The sequence below is a fragment of the Methylosinus sp. DMC45 genome (assembly GCF_056313885.1).
The window spans coordinates 19,893-37,046 of record NZ_JBQUZK010000036.1 but is presented as its reverse complement, the minus strand read 5'-3'; the positions used below and the strand labels follow the sequence as shown (position 1 = coordinate 37,046).

Annotated in this window: 16 protein-coding genes and 1 pseudogene; 13 read left to right on the top strand and 4 right to left on the bottom strand. The window is 65.1% G+C overall.

Annotated features, from left to right (window positions below):
* Positions 1 to 120: 120 nt before the first annotated feature.
* On the top strand, positions 121 to 777 hold the full coding sequence (locus ACT53T_RS09605) for a hypothetical protein (RefSeq protein ID WP_476161038.1): 657 nt from the start codon (positions 121 to 123) through the stop codon (positions 775 to 777).
* Positions 778 to 786: 9 nt separating this feature from the next.
* On the opposite strand, the gene ACT53T_RS09600 is transcribed toward ACT53T_RS09605, so the two are convergent.
* Both ACT53T_RS09600 and ACT53T_RS09595 read right to left on the bottom strand, forming a co-directional pair.
* Positions 787 to 1,749 carry an OmpA family protein gene (locus tag ACT53T_RS09600; RefSeq protein WP_476161037.1) on the bottom strand — a complete coding sequence of 321 codons (963 nt, stop codon included), beginning with the start codon at positions 1,747 to 1,749 and terminating at the stop codon, positions 787 to 789.
* Between the two features lie 125 nt (positions 1,750 to 1,874).
* On the bottom strand, positions 1,875 to 2,756 hold the full coding sequence (locus ACT53T_RS09595) for an S-methyl-5'-thioadenosine phosphorylase (protein WP_476161036.1): 882 nt from the start codon (positions 2,754 to 2,756) through the stop codon (positions 1,875 to 1,877).
* Positions 2,757 to 3,140: 384 nt separating this feature from the next.
* On the opposite strand from ACT53T_RS09595, the gene ACT53T_RS09590 reads away from it, so the two are divergent.
* From ACT53T_RS09590 to ACT53T_RS09570, 5 genes and pseudogenes are all read left to right on the top strand, one after another.
* Positions 3,141 to 3,704 (top strand): F0F1 ATP synthase subunit delta, encoded by a 564-nt coding sequence (locus tag ACT53T_RS09590; protein WP_476161035.1) that lies wholly within the window; start codon positions 3,141 to 3,143, stop codon positions 3,702 to 3,704.
* Positions 3,704 to 5,233, top strand: a complete 1,530-nt coding sequence (atpA, locus tag ACT53T_RS09585; RefSeq protein ID WP_476161034.1) for a F0F1 ATP synthase subunit alpha — start codon at positions 3,704 to 3,706, stop codon at positions 5,231 to 5,233. The genes ACT53T_RS09590 and atpA overlap by 1 nt, the downstream gene beginning before the upstream one ends.
* Before the next feature lie 153 nt (positions 5,234 to 5,386).
* Entirely contained in the window at positions 5,387 to 6,268 is an 882-nt protein-coding gene (locus tag ACT53T_RS09580) for a F0F1 ATP synthase subunit gamma (protein ID WP_476161033.1), read from the top strand.
* A 49-nt stretch (positions 6,269 to 6,317) separates the two neighbouring features.
* Positions 6,318 to 7,733, top strand: a pseudogene (atpD, locus tag ACT53T_RS09575) (F0F1 ATP synthase subunit beta); the annotation flags it as partial.
* A gap of 132 nt (positions 7,734 to 7,865) precedes the next feature.
* Complete coding sequence (locus ACT53T_RS09570) at positions 7,866 to 8,264, top strand: F0F1 ATP synthase subunit epsilon (RefSeq protein WP_018267962.1); 399 nt, start codon at positions 7,866 to 7,868, stop codon at positions 8,262 to 8,264.
* A 167-nt stretch (positions 8,265 to 8,431) separates the two neighbouring features.
* Here the strand turns inward: ACT53T_RS09570 and ACT53T_RS09565 are convergent, their stop codons facing one another.
* Both ACT53T_RS09565 and ACT53T_RS09560 read right to left on the bottom strand, forming a co-directional pair.
* The gene (locus tag ACT53T_RS09565) at positions 8,432 to 9,145 is read right to left on the bottom strand and encodes a hypothetical protein (protein WP_026191656.1); all 714 of its coding nucleotides are present in this window, start codon (positions 9,143 to 9,145) and stop codon (positions 8,432 to 8,434) included.
* A 59-nt stretch (positions 9,146 to 9,204) separates the two neighbouring features.
* On the bottom strand, positions 9,205 to 10,038 hold the full coding sequence (locus tag ACT53T_RS09560) for a P-loop NTPase family protein (protein ID WP_018267964.1): 834 nt from the start codon (positions 10,036 to 10,038) through the stop codon (positions 9,205 to 9,207).
* A gap of 362 nt (positions 10,039 to 10,400) precedes the next feature.
* Between ACT53T_RS09560 and ACT53T_RS09555 the strand changes: the two genes are divergently transcribed.
* The 7 genes from ACT53T_RS09555 to cysN are packed head-to-tail and all read left to right on the top strand — an operon-like array spanning position 10,401 to position 16,546.
* Entirely contained in the window at positions 10,401 to 10,718 is a 318-nt protein-coding gene (locus ACT53T_RS09555) for a 2Fe-2S iron-sulfur cluster-binding protein (RefSeq protein ID WP_476161032.1), read from the top strand.
* Positions 10,715 to 11,053: a DUF2849 domain-containing protein gene (locus ACT53T_RS09550; protein ID WP_018267967.1), complete on the top strand. Its 339-nt coding sequence runs from the start codon at positions 10,715 to 10,717 to the stop codon at positions 11,051 to 11,053. The genes ACT53T_RS09555 and ACT53T_RS09550 overlap by 4 nt, the downstream gene beginning before the upstream one ends.
* The gene (locus ACT53T_RS09545; RefSeq protein ID WP_476161031.1) at positions 11,050 to 12,774 is read left to right on the top strand and encodes a nitrite/sulfite reductase; all 1,725 of its coding nucleotides are present in this window, start codon (positions 11,050 to 11,052) and stop codon (positions 12,772 to 12,774) included. Before ACT53T_RS09550 ends, ACT53T_RS09545 begins: the two co-directional genes overlap by 4 nt.
* Complete coding sequence (locus ACT53T_RS09540; protein WP_476161030.1) at positions 12,758 to 13,258, top strand: DUF934 domain-containing protein; 501 nt, start codon at positions 12,758 to 12,760, stop codon at positions 13,256 to 13,258. The genes ACT53T_RS09545 and ACT53T_RS09540 overlap by 17 nt, the downstream gene beginning before the upstream one ends.
* Positions 13,255 to 14,004, top strand: a complete 750-nt coding sequence (locus ACT53T_RS09535; RefSeq protein WP_476161029.1) for a phosphoadenylyl-sulfate reductase — start codon at positions 13,255 to 13,257, stop codon at positions 14,002 to 14,004. Before ACT53T_RS09540 ends, ACT53T_RS09535 begins: the two co-directional genes overlap by 4 nt.
* Positions 14,001 to 14,918 (top strand): sulfate adenylyltransferase subunit CysD, encoded by a 918-nt coding sequence (gene cysD / locus ACT53T_RS09530; protein WP_018267971.1) that lies wholly within the window; start codon positions 14,001 to 14,003, stop codon positions 14,916 to 14,918. Before ACT53T_RS09535 ends, cysD begins: the two co-directional genes overlap by 4 nt.
* Positions 14,918 to 16,546: a sulfate adenylyltransferase subunit CysN gene (cysN, locus tag ACT53T_RS09525; protein WP_476161028.1), complete on the top strand. Its 1,629-nt coding sequence runs from the start codon at positions 14,918 to 14,920 to the stop codon at positions 16,544 to 16,546. Before cysD ends, cysN begins: the two co-directional genes overlap by 1 nt.
* Positions 16,547 to 17,154: the final 608 nt, after the last annotated feature.

Sequence of the window (17,154 nt, the reverse complement as noted above, 5' to 3'; positions counted from 1 at the left end):
CAATCGCGTCGGCGGCGTCGCGAGATGGCCACGGCCGTGTCGCGTCGCCGCCCTTTTTCCTCGCAAAGCTTCTCGAGAGGGAGGCGCGGCGGGGAGTTGGTTGCGGCGGGAGCTTGTGTGATGCGGGAAGCGAAATTGCGGGCGCGCTCATTCGCGGCGGCGACGGCCGGCTCGGCGTTGGCGGCCTTCGCCGGCGCGGCCTTCGCCGCTGTCATCGGCTATGAGGCGGTCTCCGTCGCATTGGCGCGGATCGCCACGCCGTCGCTGTTCGCGCGCTATGAGGCGGAGACGGATCATGGCGCGAAATTGCCGCCCGGCTTCTCGCGCGAGCGCATAGAAACGCTGCTCGCCGTGCATGACCCCGGCTTCTGGATCCACGGCGGCGTCGATTGGAGCGCGCCGCTCGCCAGCACGGTCGCGCAATCGGTGACGAAGAAGCTCTATTTCGCCGATTTCAAGCCGGGCTTCGGCAGGATTCGTCAAACGCTGATCGCGCAATTCGCCGTCGGCCCGCTGGCCTCCAAGAGCGCGCAGATCGCCGCTTTCATCGATGTGGGCGGATTCGATTCCGCCTCGCGCCGATGGTTCGGCAAGCCGCTCGCGGAATTGGACGACGACGAGTTTCTCGCCCTCGTCGCCGCCGGCGATGAGACGGTGGATCGCGCGCCGGGCACGCAAGCCAACGCCGAGCGCGTGCGCCGCATCGAGAAATATCTCGCCGGCCTCTGCGCGCGGCGCGGCTTCGCCGATGTGTGGCTGGACGATTGCGCGGATTGAACGGCGCGATCAGCGTTTGACAAGCTCGACGCGGCGATTTTTGGCGCGGCCGGCTTCGTCGTCATTGGCGGCGATCGGCGAGGCCATGCCGGCCCCGAAGGGCGTGAGGCGCTGCGCCGCGACGCCATAGCGCTGCGTAAGATCGGCGACCACAGCAGCGGCGCGCCGCTTCGACAAATCCACATTGTAGTCGAACTGGCCCTTGCCGTCGGTGTGGCCGGCCACGATGACCGAAATGGACGGATTCGCTTTCAGAAATTTGGCGATCTCGTCGAGCGTCGCGCGTGATGCCGGCTTGATCTGCGCATCGTCGAAATCGAATTGAATTCCGTAGAGCGCGACGCGTCCGCTGCTCGCTATCGCGCGCGCCATGGCGTCGGCGTCGACGAAGGCGATCTGGCCGCTCTGCATCGGCTTCATATCGACGGCGATCACGCGCACCAGCGGGCCGCTCTTGCTGTCGCCGATGATGATCGCCGCATAGACGTCGCCGGTGGGACGCGTCGCCTTGGCGAGCAGATAGCGCACGCCGTCGCCATAGCGGTAGTTGATGGCGCTGTCGCCGCCGACGAAATTGAAGCGGTAGACGCTCGTCTGGCCTTTGAAGCAGCTGGCGTCGGCGCAGCTGTAGACGATCTCGAAACCTTTGGATTTCAGGGATTCTTCGTAATTGGCGATGATCTCGAGCGAGGATCGCTCCTTGGGCGCGTCGTACCAGATGCGCGCGACCTTGCCCCTGACGGCGAAACTATTCGCTTCGGTGAAGGCTTCGCCGTCGGTCTTGATGTCGAGCGGCGCACGCACGAAGCGCTGCTCGTCGAACTCCGCCGCGACATATCTCGTGATCTCGGCGCCGGCGTAGCGGCCGACCAATGGATGATCCTTGCTCCCCGCCGCATCCTTGCCGAGAGCGGCGCTCGTCAGCAGGCAGGCGAGGAGAGAAAAGGCGATTCTGTTCGACGATATGGACACGAAGCTCGCTCCTGGTTCGGAGTCGCGCCACCGCTCGGATGGCGAGACTCCGCCTTTTTTAAAAAAAGGCGCGAATCAAAGCTTGGATCGTCGATCGCTTCGCGTCTGTGCGGCCGCGCACCTTCTCACGCCGCCGCGCCGCGCGCCCGCGCGACGATGACGCCGAGCTTCTCCATCAGCGCCGGATCGCGCGCCTCGGGCGCCGTCAGAATGGCGGTGTCGAGCGCGCGGTCGGAGCCGATGGGGCAGGGCTCGTGCTCTTGTGGGAAATCCGCGAGCAGTCGCGCGAGCAGACGGCTCGCCTTGTCGGCGTTGTCGCGCACCACGGCGATGACCGCAGCGACATCGACATTGTCGTGCTCTGGATGCCAGCAATCGAAATCGGTGACCATTGCGATGGTCGCGTAAGAGAGCTCGGCCTCGCGCGCGAGCTTCGCCTCCGGCATCGCCGTCATGCCGATGACGTCATAGCCCGCGGCCTTGTAGGTTAGCGATTCCGCGTAGGACGAAAATTGCGGACCTTCCATGCAGACATAGGTTCCGCCGACGGAATGCTCCATGCCTTCCGCTTTCGCCGCGGCGGCGATGCGCTTCGCCAGCAAGGGCGCCACGGGATGCGCCATCGACACATGCGCGACGCAGCCATTGCCGAAGAAGGAGGATTGCCGGCCGAAGGTGCGATCGACGAATTGACCCGGCAGCACGAAGAGGCCGGGATAGAGCTCCGATTTGAACGAGCCGCAGGCGGAGACGGATACGAGATCGGTGACGCCCGCCTGCTTCAGCGCGAAAATATTGGCGCGATAATTTATGCCCGAGGGCGAGAACACATGACCGCGACCGTGCCGCGGCAGGAAAACCACCTGCGTCTCGCCGATGCGGCCGAAATGCAGAGCGTCGGACGGATCGCCCCAAGGCGTCGTCACGCGCTGCTCGCGCAAATCCTGCAGGCCGGGCAGATGATAGACGCCCGATCCTCCGATGATGCCCACCACCGCTCGCGTCATCTTTCGTCTCCGACTGTGGATAGGATTTCGCAGTGCCATGGCCTCGCGTGAGGCGCAAGCGGCGACAATGCGCCGGCCCGCGCAGAAAAATCGCGAAGCGCTAAAAAATTCAATGTCATCAAAGGCCAAGCCGAGGGTTTCCACGCGCCGAGACGGAGGTGACGCTTTTTTGTGCGATCGTTGAAACTGCCCTCTCCGCAGCCGTCGCAGGGTTGCGCCGCAAAATATGCTGTGTTAGGGGACGATCGCCTTGGAGCTGGGGCGTCGCCCTTGGCTCCTTCCCCCGACAATACGTTGTTCGAGGCCATTGCGGATTTCGTCGCACGCAGACCTGCGTTGCGCGCGAGGCGCCTCGAGTGACGGCGATCCGAGAGCGATACGCAAGTGGCTTCAGGCGGAGACGATCTATCCGGTGTAGCGGGGCGATACGCCTCGGCCCTTTATGATCTCGCAGTGGAGCAAGGCTCCACGGAGGAGATCGCGACGGCGCTGCGCGGCTTCGCCGCGCTGATCCAGGAGAGCAAGGATCTCGAGCGCCTGATCGAGAGCCCGGTCTATTCTGCCGAGACGCAGATCAAGGCTCTCTCTCCCATTCTCGACGCCGCTGGCGTCACGGGCGTCGCGGCCAATTTCGTGAAGCTCGTCGCGACAAAACGTCGCCTCTTCGTTCTCCCCGCCATCATCGAGGCCTATGGCAAGCTGCATGACGCCGCCAAGGGCGTCGTGCGCGCCGACGTCACGGTGGCCGCGCCGCTCGCCTCTCATCACGAGAGCGCGCTGCGCGATGCGCTCGCCGGCGTCACCGGCGGCAAGGCCGTCGACCTCGAGGTGAAGGTCGATCCGGCGATCATCGGGGGTCTCGTCGTCAAAATCGGCTCGCGCATGCTCGATGCGTCGCTGAAGACCAAGCTCAATTCCATTCGAACACGCATGAAAGAGGTCGGCTGATGGCTATCCGCGCCGCAGAGATTTCCGCGATCCTCAAGAATGAGATCGCCAATTTCGGCAATGAGGCCGAAGTCGCAGAGGTCGGTCAGGTTCTGTCCGTCGGCGACGGCATCGCCCGCGTTTATGGTCTGGACAATGTCCAGGCCGGCGAGACGGTGCTGTTCGAGAACGGCCTCACCGGCATGGCGCTCAATCTCGAGAGCGACAATGTCGGCGTCGTGATCTTCGGCTCCGACCGCGACATCAAGGAAGGCCAGACGGTCAAGCGCACCGGCGCCATCGTCGACGTTCCGGTCGGCAAGGGCCTGCTCGGCCGCGTGGTCGACGCGCTCGGCAATCCGATCGACGGCAAAGGCCCGATCTTCTACGAGAGCCGTTCCCGCGTCGACGTGAAGGCTCCCGGCATCATTCCGCGCAAGTCGGTGCATGAGCCGATGGCGACCGGCCTCAAGGCCATCGACGCGCTGATCCCGATCGGCCGCGGCCAGCGCGAGCTGATCATCGGCGACCGCCAGACCGGCAAGACCGCCGTGGCGCTCGACACGATCCTGAACCAGAAGTCGCTGAACGACGGAACCGACGAGAAGGCCAAGCTCTACTGCGTCTATGTCGCGGTGGGCCAGAAGCGCTCCACCGTCGCGCAATTCGTGAAGGTGCTGGAGGAGCGCGGCGCGCTCGACTATTCGATCGTCGTCGCCGCCACCGCTTCCGATCCGGCGCCGATGCAGTTCCTGGCGCCCTTCGCCGGCTGCGCCATGGGCGAGTATTTCCGCGACAACGGCCTGCACGCCGTGATCGTCTATGACGACCTTTCCAAGCAGGCCGTCGCCTATCGCCAGATGTCGCTGCTGCTGCGCCGTCCTCCGGGACGCGAGGCCTATCCGGGCGACGTGTTCTATCTGCACTCCCGCCTGCTCGAGCGCGCCGCCAAGCTCAATGACGAGCGCGGCGCTGGCTCGCTCACCGCTCTGCCGGTCATCGAGACGCAGGCGAACGACGTGTCGGCCTATATTCCGACCAATGTCATCTCCATCACCGACGGCCAGATCTTCCTGGAGACGGACCTCTTCTACCAGGGCGTCCGCCCGGCGGTGAACGTCGGCCTCTCGGTGTCGCGCGTCGGCTCCTCGGCGCAGACGAAAGCGACGAAGAAGGTCGCCGGCAAGATCAAGGGCGAGCTCGCTCAGTATCGCGAGATGGCGGCCTTCGCTCAGTTCGGCTCCGATCTCGACGCGGTGACGCAGCGTCTGCTCAATCGCGGCGCGCGCCTCACCGAGCTGCTGAAGCAGCCGCAGTTCTCGCCGCTGCAGATGGAAGAGCAGACGGTGGTGATCTACGCCGGCGTCAACGGCTATCTCGATCCGCTGCCGGTCAATCGCGTGCGCGCCTTCGAGGATGGTCTGCTGGCGCTGCTGCGCACGCAGCATCCGAACATCCTCGAGACGATCCGCACGACCAAGGATCTGCCGGATGCGACGGCCGCCGAGCTGAAGGGCGTCCTCGACGCCTTCTCGAAATCCTTCGCCTGACGCGCGCAACCTCGAGGACTAGAGACAATGCCTCCGTCATTGCGAGCGAAGTGAAGCAATCCAGGGGTCGCCTCGCGGCTCCGGCTCGCTTCGTCGCTTCGCTCCTCGCGATGACGGCGGCGTGGTTCTGGTCAGAATGAGACGGGTTCTCTCATGCCTTCGTTGAAGGATCTTCGAAACCGCATATCTTCCGTCAAGGCGACGCAGAAGATCACCAAGGCCATGCAGATGGTCGCGGCGGCCAAGCTGCGTCGCGCCCAGGCGGCGGCCGAGGCGGCGCGTCCCTATGCAGAGCGCATCGAGAAAGTGCTCGCCAATCTCGCCGGGGGCGTCTCCTCCGGCGCGCCCGTGCTGCTCTCCGGCAATGGCCGTGACGAGACGCATCTCCTCGTCGTCGCGACCGCCGAGCGCGGCCTCTGCGGCGCGTTCAACTCCTCGATCGTCCGCCTCGCCCGCGAGCACATCCAGCGCCTGCAGGGCCAGGGCAAGACGGTCAAGATTCTCTGCGTCGGCAAGAAGGGCTACGACCAGCTCCGCCGCAATTATGAGAAGAACATCATCGAGCTCATCGAGCTGCGCGGCGTGCGCCAGCTCGGCTTCGAGCATGGCGACGCGATCGGCCGCAAGGTCATCGAGCTGTTCGAGAGCGGCGAGTTCGATGTGGCGACGCTGTTCTTCTCGCGCTTCAAATCGGTGATTCAGCAGTTTCCGACAGCGCTGCAGCTCATTCCGGCGCAGATTTCCGCCAATGAGAACGAGGCCGCCACGGCCGGCCCGCAGGCCAATTACGAATATGAGCCCGGCCAGGACGAGATTCTGGCGACGCTGCTGCCCCGCAACATTTCGGTGCAGATTTTCCGCGCATTGCTCGAGAACGCCGCTTCCGAGCAGGGCGCGCGCATGAGCGCGATGGACAACGCCACGCGCAACGCCGGCGACATGATCAAGAAGCAGACGACGCTCTACAATCGGTCCCGCCAGGCGATCATCACCAAGGAACTCATCGAGATCATCTCGGGCGCCGAGGCGCTCTGATCGGAACAACAGTCGAGAGGACGAGACAATGGCTACCCCCACGACCACGGGTCACATCACGCAGGTGATCGGCGCTGTCGTCGACGTGAAGTTCGACGATCATCTGCCGGAAATCCTGAACGCGCTGGAGACCACCAATCAGGGCGCGCGCCTCGTCCTCGAAGTGGCGCAGCATCTCGGCGAGAACTCCGTGCGCACCATCGCCATGGACTCGACGGAAGGCCTCGTGCGCGGCACGCCCGTGACCGACACGGGCGCCCCCATCTCCGTGCCGGTCGGCGACGAGATGCTCGGCCGCATCATCAACGTCATCGGCGAGCCGGTCGACGAGGCCGGCCCGATCGTGACGGCGACCAAGCGCGCCATTCACCAGCCGGCTCCGTCCTACGCCGAGCAGGCGACCGAGGCGCAGATCCTCGAGACGGGCATCAAGGTCGTCGACCTGCTCGCGCCCTACGCCAAGGGCGGCAAGGTCGGACTGTTCGGCGGCGCGGGCGTCGGCAAGACCGTCATCATCATGGAGCTCATCAACAATATCGCCAAGGCGCACGGCGGCTATTCCGTCTTCGCCGGCGTCGGCGAGCGCACGCGTGAGGGCAACGACCTCTATCACGAGATGATCGAGGGCGGCGTCAACAAGAAGCCCGAGAACGGCTCCGCCGCCGGCTCCAAGGCCGCGCTGGTCTATGGCCAGATGAACGAGCCTCCGGGAGCCCGCGCCCGCGTCGCTCTGACCGGCCTCACCGTCGCCGAGGACTTCCGCGACAAGGGCCAGGACGTGCTCTTCTTCGTCGACAACATCTTCCGCTTCACCCAGGCGGGCTCGGAAGTGTCGGCTCTGCTCGGCCGTATTCCCTCGGCGGTGGGCTATCAGCCGACGCTCGCCACCGACATGGGCGCGCTGCAGGAGCGCATCACCACGACGACCAAGGGCTCGATCACCTCGGTGCAGGCCATTTACGTGCCGGCCGACGATCTGACCGACCCGGCCCCGGCCGCCTCCTTCGCCCATCTCGACGCGACGACCGTGCTCAACCGCTCGATCGCGGAAAAGGGAATTTATCCGGCCGTCGACCCGCTCGACTCCACCTCGCGCATGCTGTCCCCGGCGATCGTCGGCGAAGAGCATTACGAGGTCGCCCGCAAGGTGCAGTCCACGCTGCAGCGCTATAAGTCGCTGCAGGACATCATCGCGATCCTGGGCATGGACGAGCTCTCGGAAGAGGACAAGCTGACCGTGGCGCGCGCCCGCAAGATCGAGCGCTTCCTGTCGCAGCCCTTCCACGTCGCCGAAGTCTTCACCGGCGCGCCGGGCAAGCTCGTCGCGCTCGCCGACACGATCAAGGGCTTCAAGGGCCTGGTCGAAGGCCAGTACGACCACCTCCCCGAGGCCGCCTTCTATATGGTCGGCACGATCGAGGAAGCCGTCGAGAAGGCCGCCAAGCTCGCCAAGGAAGCGGCTTGATCCGTTAATCGCTGAGCGGACGCGCGTCGGCCCGCCGACGCCTGTCCGCTTAGAGCTTTTTGGTTTTGCAGGAATTTCTCGGAAAGCCGGTTCCCGCTTTTCCGAAATCCTGCATAGACGACGGAGCCCTTCATGGCCACGTTCCACTTCGAACTCGTCTCTCCCGAGAAGCTTCTGTTCTCGGGAGAGGTGGACGCCGTCGTCGCCCCCGGCGCCGAAGGCGTGTTCACGGTTCTCAAAGACCATGCGCCGGTGATGACGGTGCTGAAGCCCGGCGTCGTCGAGATCGACGGGGCCGGCAAGAAAGAAAAGCTGTTCGTGCGCGGCGGCTTCGCCGATGTCGGGCTCGGCGGCTTCACCATTCTGGCCGAATACGCCATTCCGGTGGCCGAGCTCGACGCCGCCAAGATCGACGCCGATATCAAGGACGCCAGCGAGGATGTGGCCGACGCCAAATCCGACGAGGCGCGCCGCCTCGCCTCGGAAAAGCTCGGCCAGCTCCAGGAGCTGAAGGCCGCTCTCGGCCTCTGACGAAAATCGGCGCCTGGAGCCTGTCTCCGGGCGCCGGCCGCGCTCTTATGTGCAATGCGAGCCTGAAGGCTCGCGGTCCAGCGCTCGCCTCGGACCGTGAGCCTTCAGGCTCGCTTCTTTTTGTCGGGAGGCGCGCCGTCCGCGAAATGCGCGCCGGCGGCGTCGCGCTACTTCAAGAACTGCGCGCCGTCGAGCTCGTGCCGCAGCTCGAAGCTGCGGAACTGCGTGAAGATCGGCGCGATCCAGGCTTTGAGCGCGGCGCGAATGACGATCGACATGTCCGGCGGCGGCGAGACCAGCATGCGGCTCAGCGACAGATCCGGCTCGTCCAGAGTCTTCGCCACCGCGCCGTCCAGCGCGCCGATGAGGAAACGGCGCGTCGTCGGATATTGTCCCAGCGTTTCATGGGCATAGGCGCCGAGCGGCGCGGCGCCTTCGTTCTGCACGATCAGCATGGGAAGATCGGGCCATGCCGCCGACAGAGATTTCGCGCTGGCGAGAGCGGAGTCGGTGTGGTCGGCATGGAACAGCAGGATCGGCTGCACGCCGCGCGCGCGGGCCTCCTCGACAAAGCCGATCTCCTTCACCGTCTTGAAAAAGCGGTCATAGGCGCGCTGCCAGACATCGACGATCTTGGGCGTCCCGTCATCGATCAGCAGACGATCGAACAAGGAGATTTGTCCGCGTATGTCGGCCGTGTCGATGACGCGCGCGCGGTCCGGGAACCATTCGTGGTAGCGCGGCGCATGCGGATCGGTGTCGAAGCCTTCGACCTCGGTGAGACGCGAGAGATAGAAGTCCGTCAGCAGCCGCGCGGTCGTCGAAACGCCCGAACGCGGATGCGGGGAACAGGCGACGAACACCAAAGTGCGTCGACTCATCTCTCACTCTCTCGGCGCCGCCCGAGGCTCTCTGTTTTGCCGCTCAACCATGTTCGGCGCTATGCGCCCTCCCTGCCGGCGATCCGATCCAGCAGATGGATGCGGTCGAACTCGTCGGCGATCCTGTTCTGCCAGGTGCGGACATAGCCGCGAAGGACGAAGGAATGGTCCGCCGGCTCCCCTTCCGCCGTCCGATTGGCGACGAAGGTGGAAAAAGGCGCGCCGGCGATCTCCACCTGCTCATAGGACAATTCGTTGAGCTTGGGGATGGTGATCTCGCCCGCCGTCACCACTTTCTCGAAATATTTGCGGTGCGTCACCGGGTCCCATTCGAAAAATGTGGTGTCGTTGACATGGTTCTTGACGAGGAAATAGTCCGCGTCCTCGACATAGGGCGCGACTTCTGCGATTTCGTCGAGCGAGGCGATGGACGATCCGAGCACATGGAACAGAATGAAGCCGACCTCACCTTCCGCCACAGCATCGAGAAAGCCCGTGTCCTGCAGCGCCTGCAGGGCCGGCTCCAGCCCGCCGGCGCGAACGTCGACGACGCTGACCTTCACCTGAGCCGTGGCCAGAGTGTCGATGATCTTCATCTGGTCCGAGGTCGAGGTGAGATCGACGACATTGGTCTGGTCGGGGTGAAAGCGATAGAGCGTGCCGCGCGGCGTCTCCGTGTCGAAGGCCCGGGTCAAGACGTTGTTGGCGGCGAGATAGTCGAGCAGCACGCGCGCGATCGTCGTCTTGCCCACGCCGCCCTTGTCCGCTCCGACCAGAATGAGCGTCGGCCGACCTCTCGGAGGGGCGAGCGGGGGAGTCTTCTCCCGCGCGACCGGCGGCCGCTCCTCACGCGCCGAACTCTGCTTGGTTTCTTTGGTCGGTCTTTGAGCCATGGCCTAGCACCTATATCGCTCGCGCCCGCTTTCGGGCGGCAGGAACATAAAACTCTTACCATTTATGAGTCGGGCGCGCCGAGCCTTTTCTCGCCCCGGGGAGCGCGATCGCGGCCTTTTCCGCCCATACCACTAATGGCGTTTGTAGTTTTTCCGGGCGCCAGCCTATCTTATAGTGAATTGACATTCACGCGACCTCGAATAAGTAGGTCTCACATTTTCGAAGGATTGCGGTTCGTGACGAGGTCTCCGCGCGCAGCGGCGATCGGCGCGGCCGCTTTGTCCGGCGCGAGGGGGTCGCGCAGGGCCGACAGCCGAAGCAAGGGCGCCTATGCGGCGACAGCGCCTATTCGGAGAAAAGGATGAGCGTGATCCGTGTCGAGGACGCAGACGGCGTCACCCACGAGCTGGAGCCTGTGGAAGGCTGGCGGTTGATGGAAATTTTGCGGGACTACGGCATGGGCATGGAGGGCACATGCGGCGGCGCGGTCGCCTGCGCCTCCTGCCATATCGTGCTCGATCCCGAATGGGCGGACAAGGTCGCGCCGCCGCGCGAGGACGAGCTCGACAAGCTCGACGAACTGCCCTTCCTGCATGAGACCTCGCGGCTCTCCTGCCAGATCATCTGGTCGGACGAGCTCGACGGGCTGAAGCTCACACTGGTCAAGGAGCCGACATGACGCGGCCCGCCAATCCCAAATTCTCGCCCAAAATCCTGCTCGCCTCCGATCTCGCCGAGGGCGATGTCGTGTTCTGGGGGCCGGACGGCTGGGAGCGCGATCTCCTGCGCGCGAAAATTGCTTATGACGAGGCCGAGGCGGCGACGCTGGACGCGGCGGGCAAGGCGGCGGTCGCCGCCAATCGCGTCGTCGACGCCTATCTGGTCGATGTGACGGTGGATGCGGCCGGCGCGCCGACGCCGTCGCATTTTCGCGAGAAATTCCGCGCCGCCGGTCCCAGCGTGCGGCGCGATCTCGGCAAGCAGGCAGGGCTGCAAGGAGCGGGGAATCGATGACTGCGCATGATCCGGCCTTGCCGCCGCGCCCCAATTCCGCGCCGACCATCTACGCCTATGACGAATATGACCGCGCCTTCGTGCGCGAGCGCGTCGCTGAATTCCGCGGCCAGGTGGAGCGGCGCCTCGCCGGCGCGCTGACGGAGGACGAATTCCGCCCGTTTCGCCTGATGAACGGGCTCTATCTGCAGCTGCACGCCTATATGCTGCGCGTCGCCATTCCCTATGGCTCGCTCACCTCGCGGCAGATGCGCCAGCTCGCCCATATCGCCGACAAATGGGACAAAGGCTACGGCCATTTCACCACGCGGCAGAACCTCCAATATAATTGGCCGAAGCTCGTCGATGTGCCCGATATTCTCGAGGCGCTCGCCGATGTCGACATGCACGCCATTCAGACCTCCGGCAATTGCATCCGCAATGTGACCGCCGATCATTTCGCCGGCGTCGCCGCCGATGAGCTGGAGGACCCGCGGCCGACGGCGGAGTTTCTGCGCCAATGGTCGAGCGCCCATGCCGAGTTCAGCTTTCTGCCGCGCAAGTTCAAGATCGCGGTGAGCGGCGCCGAGCATGACCGCGCCGCGATCAAGATTCACGACATCGGCCTGCGCATCGTGAAGAATGCGGAAGGCGAGATCGGCTATGAGGTGATCGTCGGCGGCGGTCTCGGCCGCACGCCTTTCGTCGGCAAGCTGCTCCGGGAGTTCCTGCCGCGCGCCGATCTGCTCGCCTATCTCGAGGCGATCTTGCGCGTCTATAATCGCTTCGGCCGCCGCGACAATAAATACAAGGCGCGCATCAAAATATTGGTGCACGAGACCGGGCTCGACGAGATTCGCGCGCAGGTGGAGGCGGAGCTCGCCGCCATGGATCGCGCGCCTTTCGCCTATGACGCGCAGGAGCTGGAGCGCGTCGTCGCCGCTTTCGCGCCGCCCGATTACGAGACCTTGCCGGCGCATTCGGACGGCTTCGAGAAGGCCAAGGCGGAGAACGGCGAATTCGCCGCATTCGCCGCGACGAATGTCGCGCCGCACAAGGTTCCCGGCTACGCCATCGTCACCGTCTCGCTGAAGCCGATCGGCGGCATTCCGGGCGACGCCACTTCCACGCAAATGCGCGCGCTCGCCGACGCGGCCGACACATACGGCTTCGGCGAATTGCGCGTCAGCCATGAGCAGAACATCATTCTTCCGCATGTGAAGCAGGATGATCTCCTCGCTCTGTGGCGCGATCTTTCGGCGGCGGGCCTCGCGACCGCCAACGCCGGGCTCATCAGCGACATCATCTCCTGCCCTGGGCTCGACTATTGCGCGCTCGCGACGGCGCGCTCCATCCCGATCGCTCAGGCGATCTCGGAGCGTTTCGCCGATCTCGAGCGTCAGCGTCTCATCGGCAAGCTGGGGATCAAGATTTCCGGCTGCATCAACGCCTGCGGCCATCATCATATCGGCGCGATCGGCATTCTCGGCCTCGAGAAGAAAGGCGTCGAATCCTATCAGATCACGCTCGGCGGCGATCCGACGCTTTCGGCCTCGATCGGCGAGCTGCTCGGTCCCGGCGTGTCGGCGGAAGAGGTTCCCGACGTGATCGAGAGCCTGGTGCAATTCTATCTCGCCGAGCGGCGCGACGGCGAGGCTTTCATCGACACATGGCGGCGCTTGGGCCATAAGCGCTTCAAGGAATCTGCGCGCCGGGAGGGCGAGGATGGCTCTGGTATCTGACGGCGCTTTCATCGCGGACGAGTGGCGCCGTCTCGCCGATGAGGAATCGCTTCCCGGCTCCGGCAAGGTGATCGTCTCGCTCGCGCGTCTGCCCGCCGCGCTGGAGGATGCGCGGCCGACGGCGCTCGGCGTCTATGTCGCCAACACGACGGACCCGAAAGCGCTCGCGCCTCATTTCGCGCGTCTCGCGCTCATCGACATCGCCTTCCCGGCCTTCACCGACGGGCGCGGCTTCTCGCTGGCGCGGCTGCTGCGGCGCGACGGCTTCGCCGGCGAATTGCGGGCGAGCGGACGGCTGACGCCGGACCAATATCTGCACGCGATCGGCGGCGGCTTCGACACGATCGAGATACCCGACGAGCTCGCTGCGCATCACGGCGAGGCCAATTGGGCCAAGGCGCGTCAGGCGCGCAGCCTCTCCTATCAGCGCGGCGTCGCTGGCGGCGCGTCCATACTCGAGCGTCGGCGAAAGGGCGTGGCATGAAGACGTCGATCGTCGAAACGCTGGCGCCGCGCCTCGCGCCGCTCGATCTCGATCATCGCCTGAAGCTCACGCGCGAGGTCATTCCCGGCCGCATCGTCTTCACGACGAGCTTCGGCATAGAGGATCAGCTCGTCACCCATTCCATCTTCACCCAGGGCCTCGAGATCGAGGTGGTGACGATCGACACGGGCCGTCTCTTCGAGGAGACGATCGCCCTTTGGGAGAAGACCGAGGCGCGCTATGCGCGGCGCATTCACGCCGCCTATCCGCAGGCGCTGCTGCTCGCCGATTATGTCGCCGAGCATGGCGTCAACGGCTTCTATCGCTCGGTCGAGAATCGCAAGGCTTGCTGTCATATTCGCAAGGTGGAGCCGTTGTCGCGCCTGCTCGCCGGCGCCTCCGCCTGGGTGACGGGCCTGCGCGCCGATCAATCGCAGGCGCGCGAGGGCGTGCATCTCATCGAGAGCGACGCCGAGCGTCGGCTCATCAAGCTCAATCCGCTCGCCGATTACACGCGCGACTCCATCGTCGCCGCGACGGAGGAATTCAGCGTTCCCGTGAACGAGCTGCACGCCAAGGGCTTTCTCTCCATCGGCTGCGCGCCCTGCACGCGCGCGCTGGAGCCCGGCGAAAGCGAGCGCGCCGGCCGCTGGTGGTGGGAAGAGGACGAGAAGAAAGAATGCGGCCTGCATGTCGGGCCGGACGGCCGACTGACGCGCGGCCCGGCGCCGGAGGGCTCGCAATGAACGCGCTGGCGTCCAAACCTCTCGGCCATTTGGATCGGCTGGAGGCGGAGAGCATCCACATCATGCGCGAGGTCGTCGCCGAATGCGAGCGGCCGGTGATGCTCTACTCCATCGGCAAGGATTCGGCGGTGATGCTGCATCTCGCCATGAAGGCCTTCTATCCGTCGAAGCCGCCATTCCCGCTTCTGCATGTCGACACGACATGGAAGTTCAAGGAAATGATCGCCTTTCGCGACCGCCGCGCGGCCGAGACGGGCCTCGAGCTGCTCGTGCACTCCAATCCTGAAGGGATCGCGATGAATATCGATCCCACGGTGCATGGCTCGCAGCTGCATACGCAGATCATGAAGACCGACGCGCTGAAGCAGGCGCTCGACAAATGGAAATTCGACGCGGCCTTCGGCGGCGCGCGGCGCGACGAGGAGAAATCCCGCGCCAAGGAGCGGGTGCTCTCCTTCCGCAACGCGCAGCATCGCTGGGATCCGAAGGCGCAGCGCCCCGAGTTCTGGCGCCTCTACAATGCGCGCAAGGGTCCGGGCGAGAGCCTGCGCGTCTTCCCTCTGTCCAATTGGACCGAGGCCGATGTGTGGGATTACATCGCGCGCGAGGGCATCGACGTCGTGCCGCTCTATTTCGCCAAGGAGCGCCCGGTGGTCGATCGCGGCGGCATGCTCATCATGGTGGACGACGATCGCCTGAAGCTGCAGCCCGGCGAGACCGTGCAGCAGAGGCTGGTGCGCTTCCGCACGCTCGGCTGCTATCCGCTGACCGGCGCGATCGACAGCTCCGCGGCGACGCTGGAGGAGATCATCGCCGAAATGCGCGCGAGCCGCTCCTCCGAGCGTCAGGGCCGCCTCATCGATCACGACGGCTCCTCCTCCATGGAGCAGAAGAAGCAGGAGGGTTATTTTTGATGCACGGCGGCCTCGCCACGCCCGCGCCGCTGCGCGCTCCCGCCGGGCCGGCGCCCGCCGACAAGCCCTTGCTGCGCTTCATCACCTGCGGCTCGGTGGACGACGGCAAGTCGACGCTGATCGGCCGTCTGCTCTACGACGCCGATCTCGCCGCCGACGATCTCATCGCCGCGCTCGAGAAGGATTCGAAGAAGCACGGCACGCAGGGCGACGATCTCGATTTCGCGTTGCTCGTCGACGGCCTCGCGGCGGAGCGCGAGCAGGGCATCACCATCGATGTCGCCTATCGCTATTTCGCGACGGAGAAGCGCAAGTTCATCGTCGCCGACACGCCCGGCCATGTGCAATACACGCGCAATATGGCGACCGGCGCCTCGACGGCCGATCTCGCCGTTCTGCTCGTCGACGCGCGCAAGGGCCTGCTCGACCAGACGCGCCGGCACAGCGTCATCGTCTCCATGCTCGGCGTGCGCCATGTCGTCGTCGCCATCAACAAGATGGACCTCGCTTCCTATTCGCAGGACGTCTTCGCCGACATAGAGCGCGACTTCCGCGCCTTCGCCGAGCATTTGCGCTTTCTCACCATTCAGGTGATTCCGCTCGTCGCCAAGGACGGCGACAATCTCGTGCACGCCAGCGCGAAGATGGGCTGGTATTCCGGCCCGCCGCTGCTCGCCTATCTCGAGAGCGTCGCTTCGGACGACAACGCCCGCGTGCTGCCCTTCCGCTTTCCCGTGCAATGGGTGAACCGGCCGTCCCATGATTTCCGCGGCTTCTCCGGCTTCATCGCCGGCGGCAACGTGAAGCCGGGCGATATCGTCCGCGTGCTGCCGTCCGGCCGCGACACGACGATCGCGCGCATCGTCACCTATGACGGCGATCTCGCCCATGCGGTGGCCGGCCAGTCGGTGACGCTGACCCTCACCGAGGAGATCGACATTTCGCGCGGCGACATGCTCGCCTCGCCGGTGTCGCCGGCCAAGATCGGCGATCGCCTATCGGCCCGCCTCCTGTGGCTGGTGCGCGAGCCGCTCACGCTGGACAAGAGCTATCTTTTGAAGCTCGGCGCGCGCACGACGCCGGCCTTTGTGAAGCAGGTCGCCTCGCACATAAAGATCGAGACCGGCCTCGCCGAGCCGCTCGCCGATACGACGCAGACGCTCGCCTTCAACGAGATCGGCGAGGCGGAGCTGTGGCTCGACACGGCCATCGCCTGCGATCTCTATGAGGACAATCGCGAGACCGGCGGCTTCATCCTCATCGACCGCGTGACCAATGAGACGGTCGCCGTCGGCATGGTGAAGCAATCGGCCTGGACCGAGCGCAGCGCGCGCAATGGCGTGGAGGCGAGCTACGCCTCCATGGAAGGCGTGCCGCCGCCCGATCATCTGCTGCATCCGACGCCCTTGCGCAGCCTGGTGAAATCGCTGTCCTGGCGCGTGCCCGGCAGCGTCATCACTTTCGCTGCGGCCTTTCTGTTCACACAGGACACGGGCATATCGGCGGCGATCACCGGCACGGAGATCGTCTCCAAGATCGTGCTCTATTATCTGCACGAGCGCCTATGGACGCGCTTCGCCGTCGGCCTCACCAAGGGCGAGCCGCCGCACGACGACACGGGATTGTAAGGGCGCTCGCGCGAGACGCTGAAGCGCCCCCTCCCTCACGCTTCCCCGCTACGCGGGAGAGGGAAGGCGACGACATTTCGCCAAGCCTCGATGAAGCGCGCAATCCGCTCCCTCTCCTGCGAAGCGGGAGAGGGTCGGGGAGGGGTGATACAACAGGAGCCCGCGAAGCGGGCGTCTCGAAGGGGCGCCGCCGAGTGGGCGCTGGATCGTCCTTCGAGGCTTTTTGCACGCCGCAAAAAGCGCCTCAGGACGAGGGGGTTGCATTTGCCCGGCCGAAGCGATCAGCCGGACGTCCATCGGCCGTCATTGCGAGCGAAGCGAAGCAATCCAGAGTCGTGGGGCGGCCCCTGGATCGCTTCGTCGCTTCGCTCCTCGCGATGACGGGTGATACAACAGGAGCCCGTGAAGCGGGCGTCTCGAAGGGGCGCCGCTGAGTGGGCGCCGGATCGTCCTTCGAGGCTTTTTGCGTGCCGCAAAAAGCGCCTCAGGACGAGGGGGGTGGGTTTGCTCGGCCGAAGCGATCAGCCGGCCGTCCATCGGCCGTCATTGCGAGCGAAGCGAAGCAATCCAGAGTCGTGGGGCGGCCCCTGGATCGCTTCGTCGCTTCG

Excerpts from the sequence above, each read along its gene's own strand:
- ACT53T_RS09605 (WP_476161038.1), top strand. The coding sequence starts at position 121 with ATGCGGGAAGCGAAATTGCGGGCGCGCTCATTCGCGGCGGCGACGGCC.
- ACT53T_RS09595 (WP_476161036.1), bottom strand. The coding sequence starts at position 2,756 with ATGACGCGAGCGGTGGTGGGCATCATCGGAGGATCGGGCGTCTATCAT.
- atpA (WP_476161034.1), top strand. The coding sequence starts at position 3,704 with ATGGCTATCCGCGCCGCAGAGATTTCCGCGATCCTCAAGAATGAGATC.
- ACT53T_RS09580 (WP_476161033.1), top strand. The coding sequence starts at position 5,387 with ATGCCTTCGTTGAAGGATCTTCGAAACCGCATATCTTCCGTCAAGGCG.
- ACT53T_RS09570 (WP_018267962.1), top strand. The coding sequence starts at position 7,866 with ATGGCCACGTTCCACTTCGAACTCGTCTCTCCCGAGAAGCTTCTGTTC.
- ACT53T_RS09565 (WP_026191656.1), bottom strand. The coding sequence starts at position 9,145 with ATGAGTCGACGCACTTTGGTGTTCGTCGCCTGTTCCCCGCATCCGCGT.
- ACT53T_RS09560 (WP_018267964.1), bottom strand. The coding sequence starts at position 10,038 with ATGGCTCAAAGACCGACCAAAGAAACCAAGCAGAGTTCGGCGCGTGAG.
- ACT53T_RS09555 (WP_476161032.1), top strand. The coding sequence starts at position 10,401 with ATGAGCGTGATCCGTGTCGAGGACGCAGACGGCGTCACCCACGAGCTG.
- ACT53T_RS09550 (WP_018267967.1), top strand. The coding sequence starts at position 10,715 with ATGACGCGGCCCGCCAATCCCAAATTCTCGCCCAAAATCCTGCTCGCC.
- ACT53T_RS09545 (WP_476161031.1), top strand. The coding sequence starts at position 11,050 with ATGACTGCGCATGATCCGGCCTTGCCGCCGCGCCCCAATTCCGCGCCG.
- ACT53T_RS09540 (WP_476161030.1), top strand. The coding sequence starts at position 12,758 with ATGGCTCTGGTATCTGACGGCGCTTTCATCGCGGACGAGTGGCGCCGT.
- ACT53T_RS09535 (WP_476161029.1), top strand. The coding sequence starts at position 13,255 with ATGAAGACGTCGATCGTCGAAACGCTGGCGCCGCGCCTCGCGCCGCTC.
- cysD (WP_018267971.1), top strand. The coding sequence starts at position 14,001 with ATGAACGCGCTGGCGTCCAAACCTCTCGGCCATTTGGATCGGCTGGAG.
- cysN (WP_476161028.1), top strand. The coding sequence starts at position 14,918 with ATGCACGGCGGCCTCGCCACGCCCGCGCCGCTGCGCGCTCCCGCCGGG.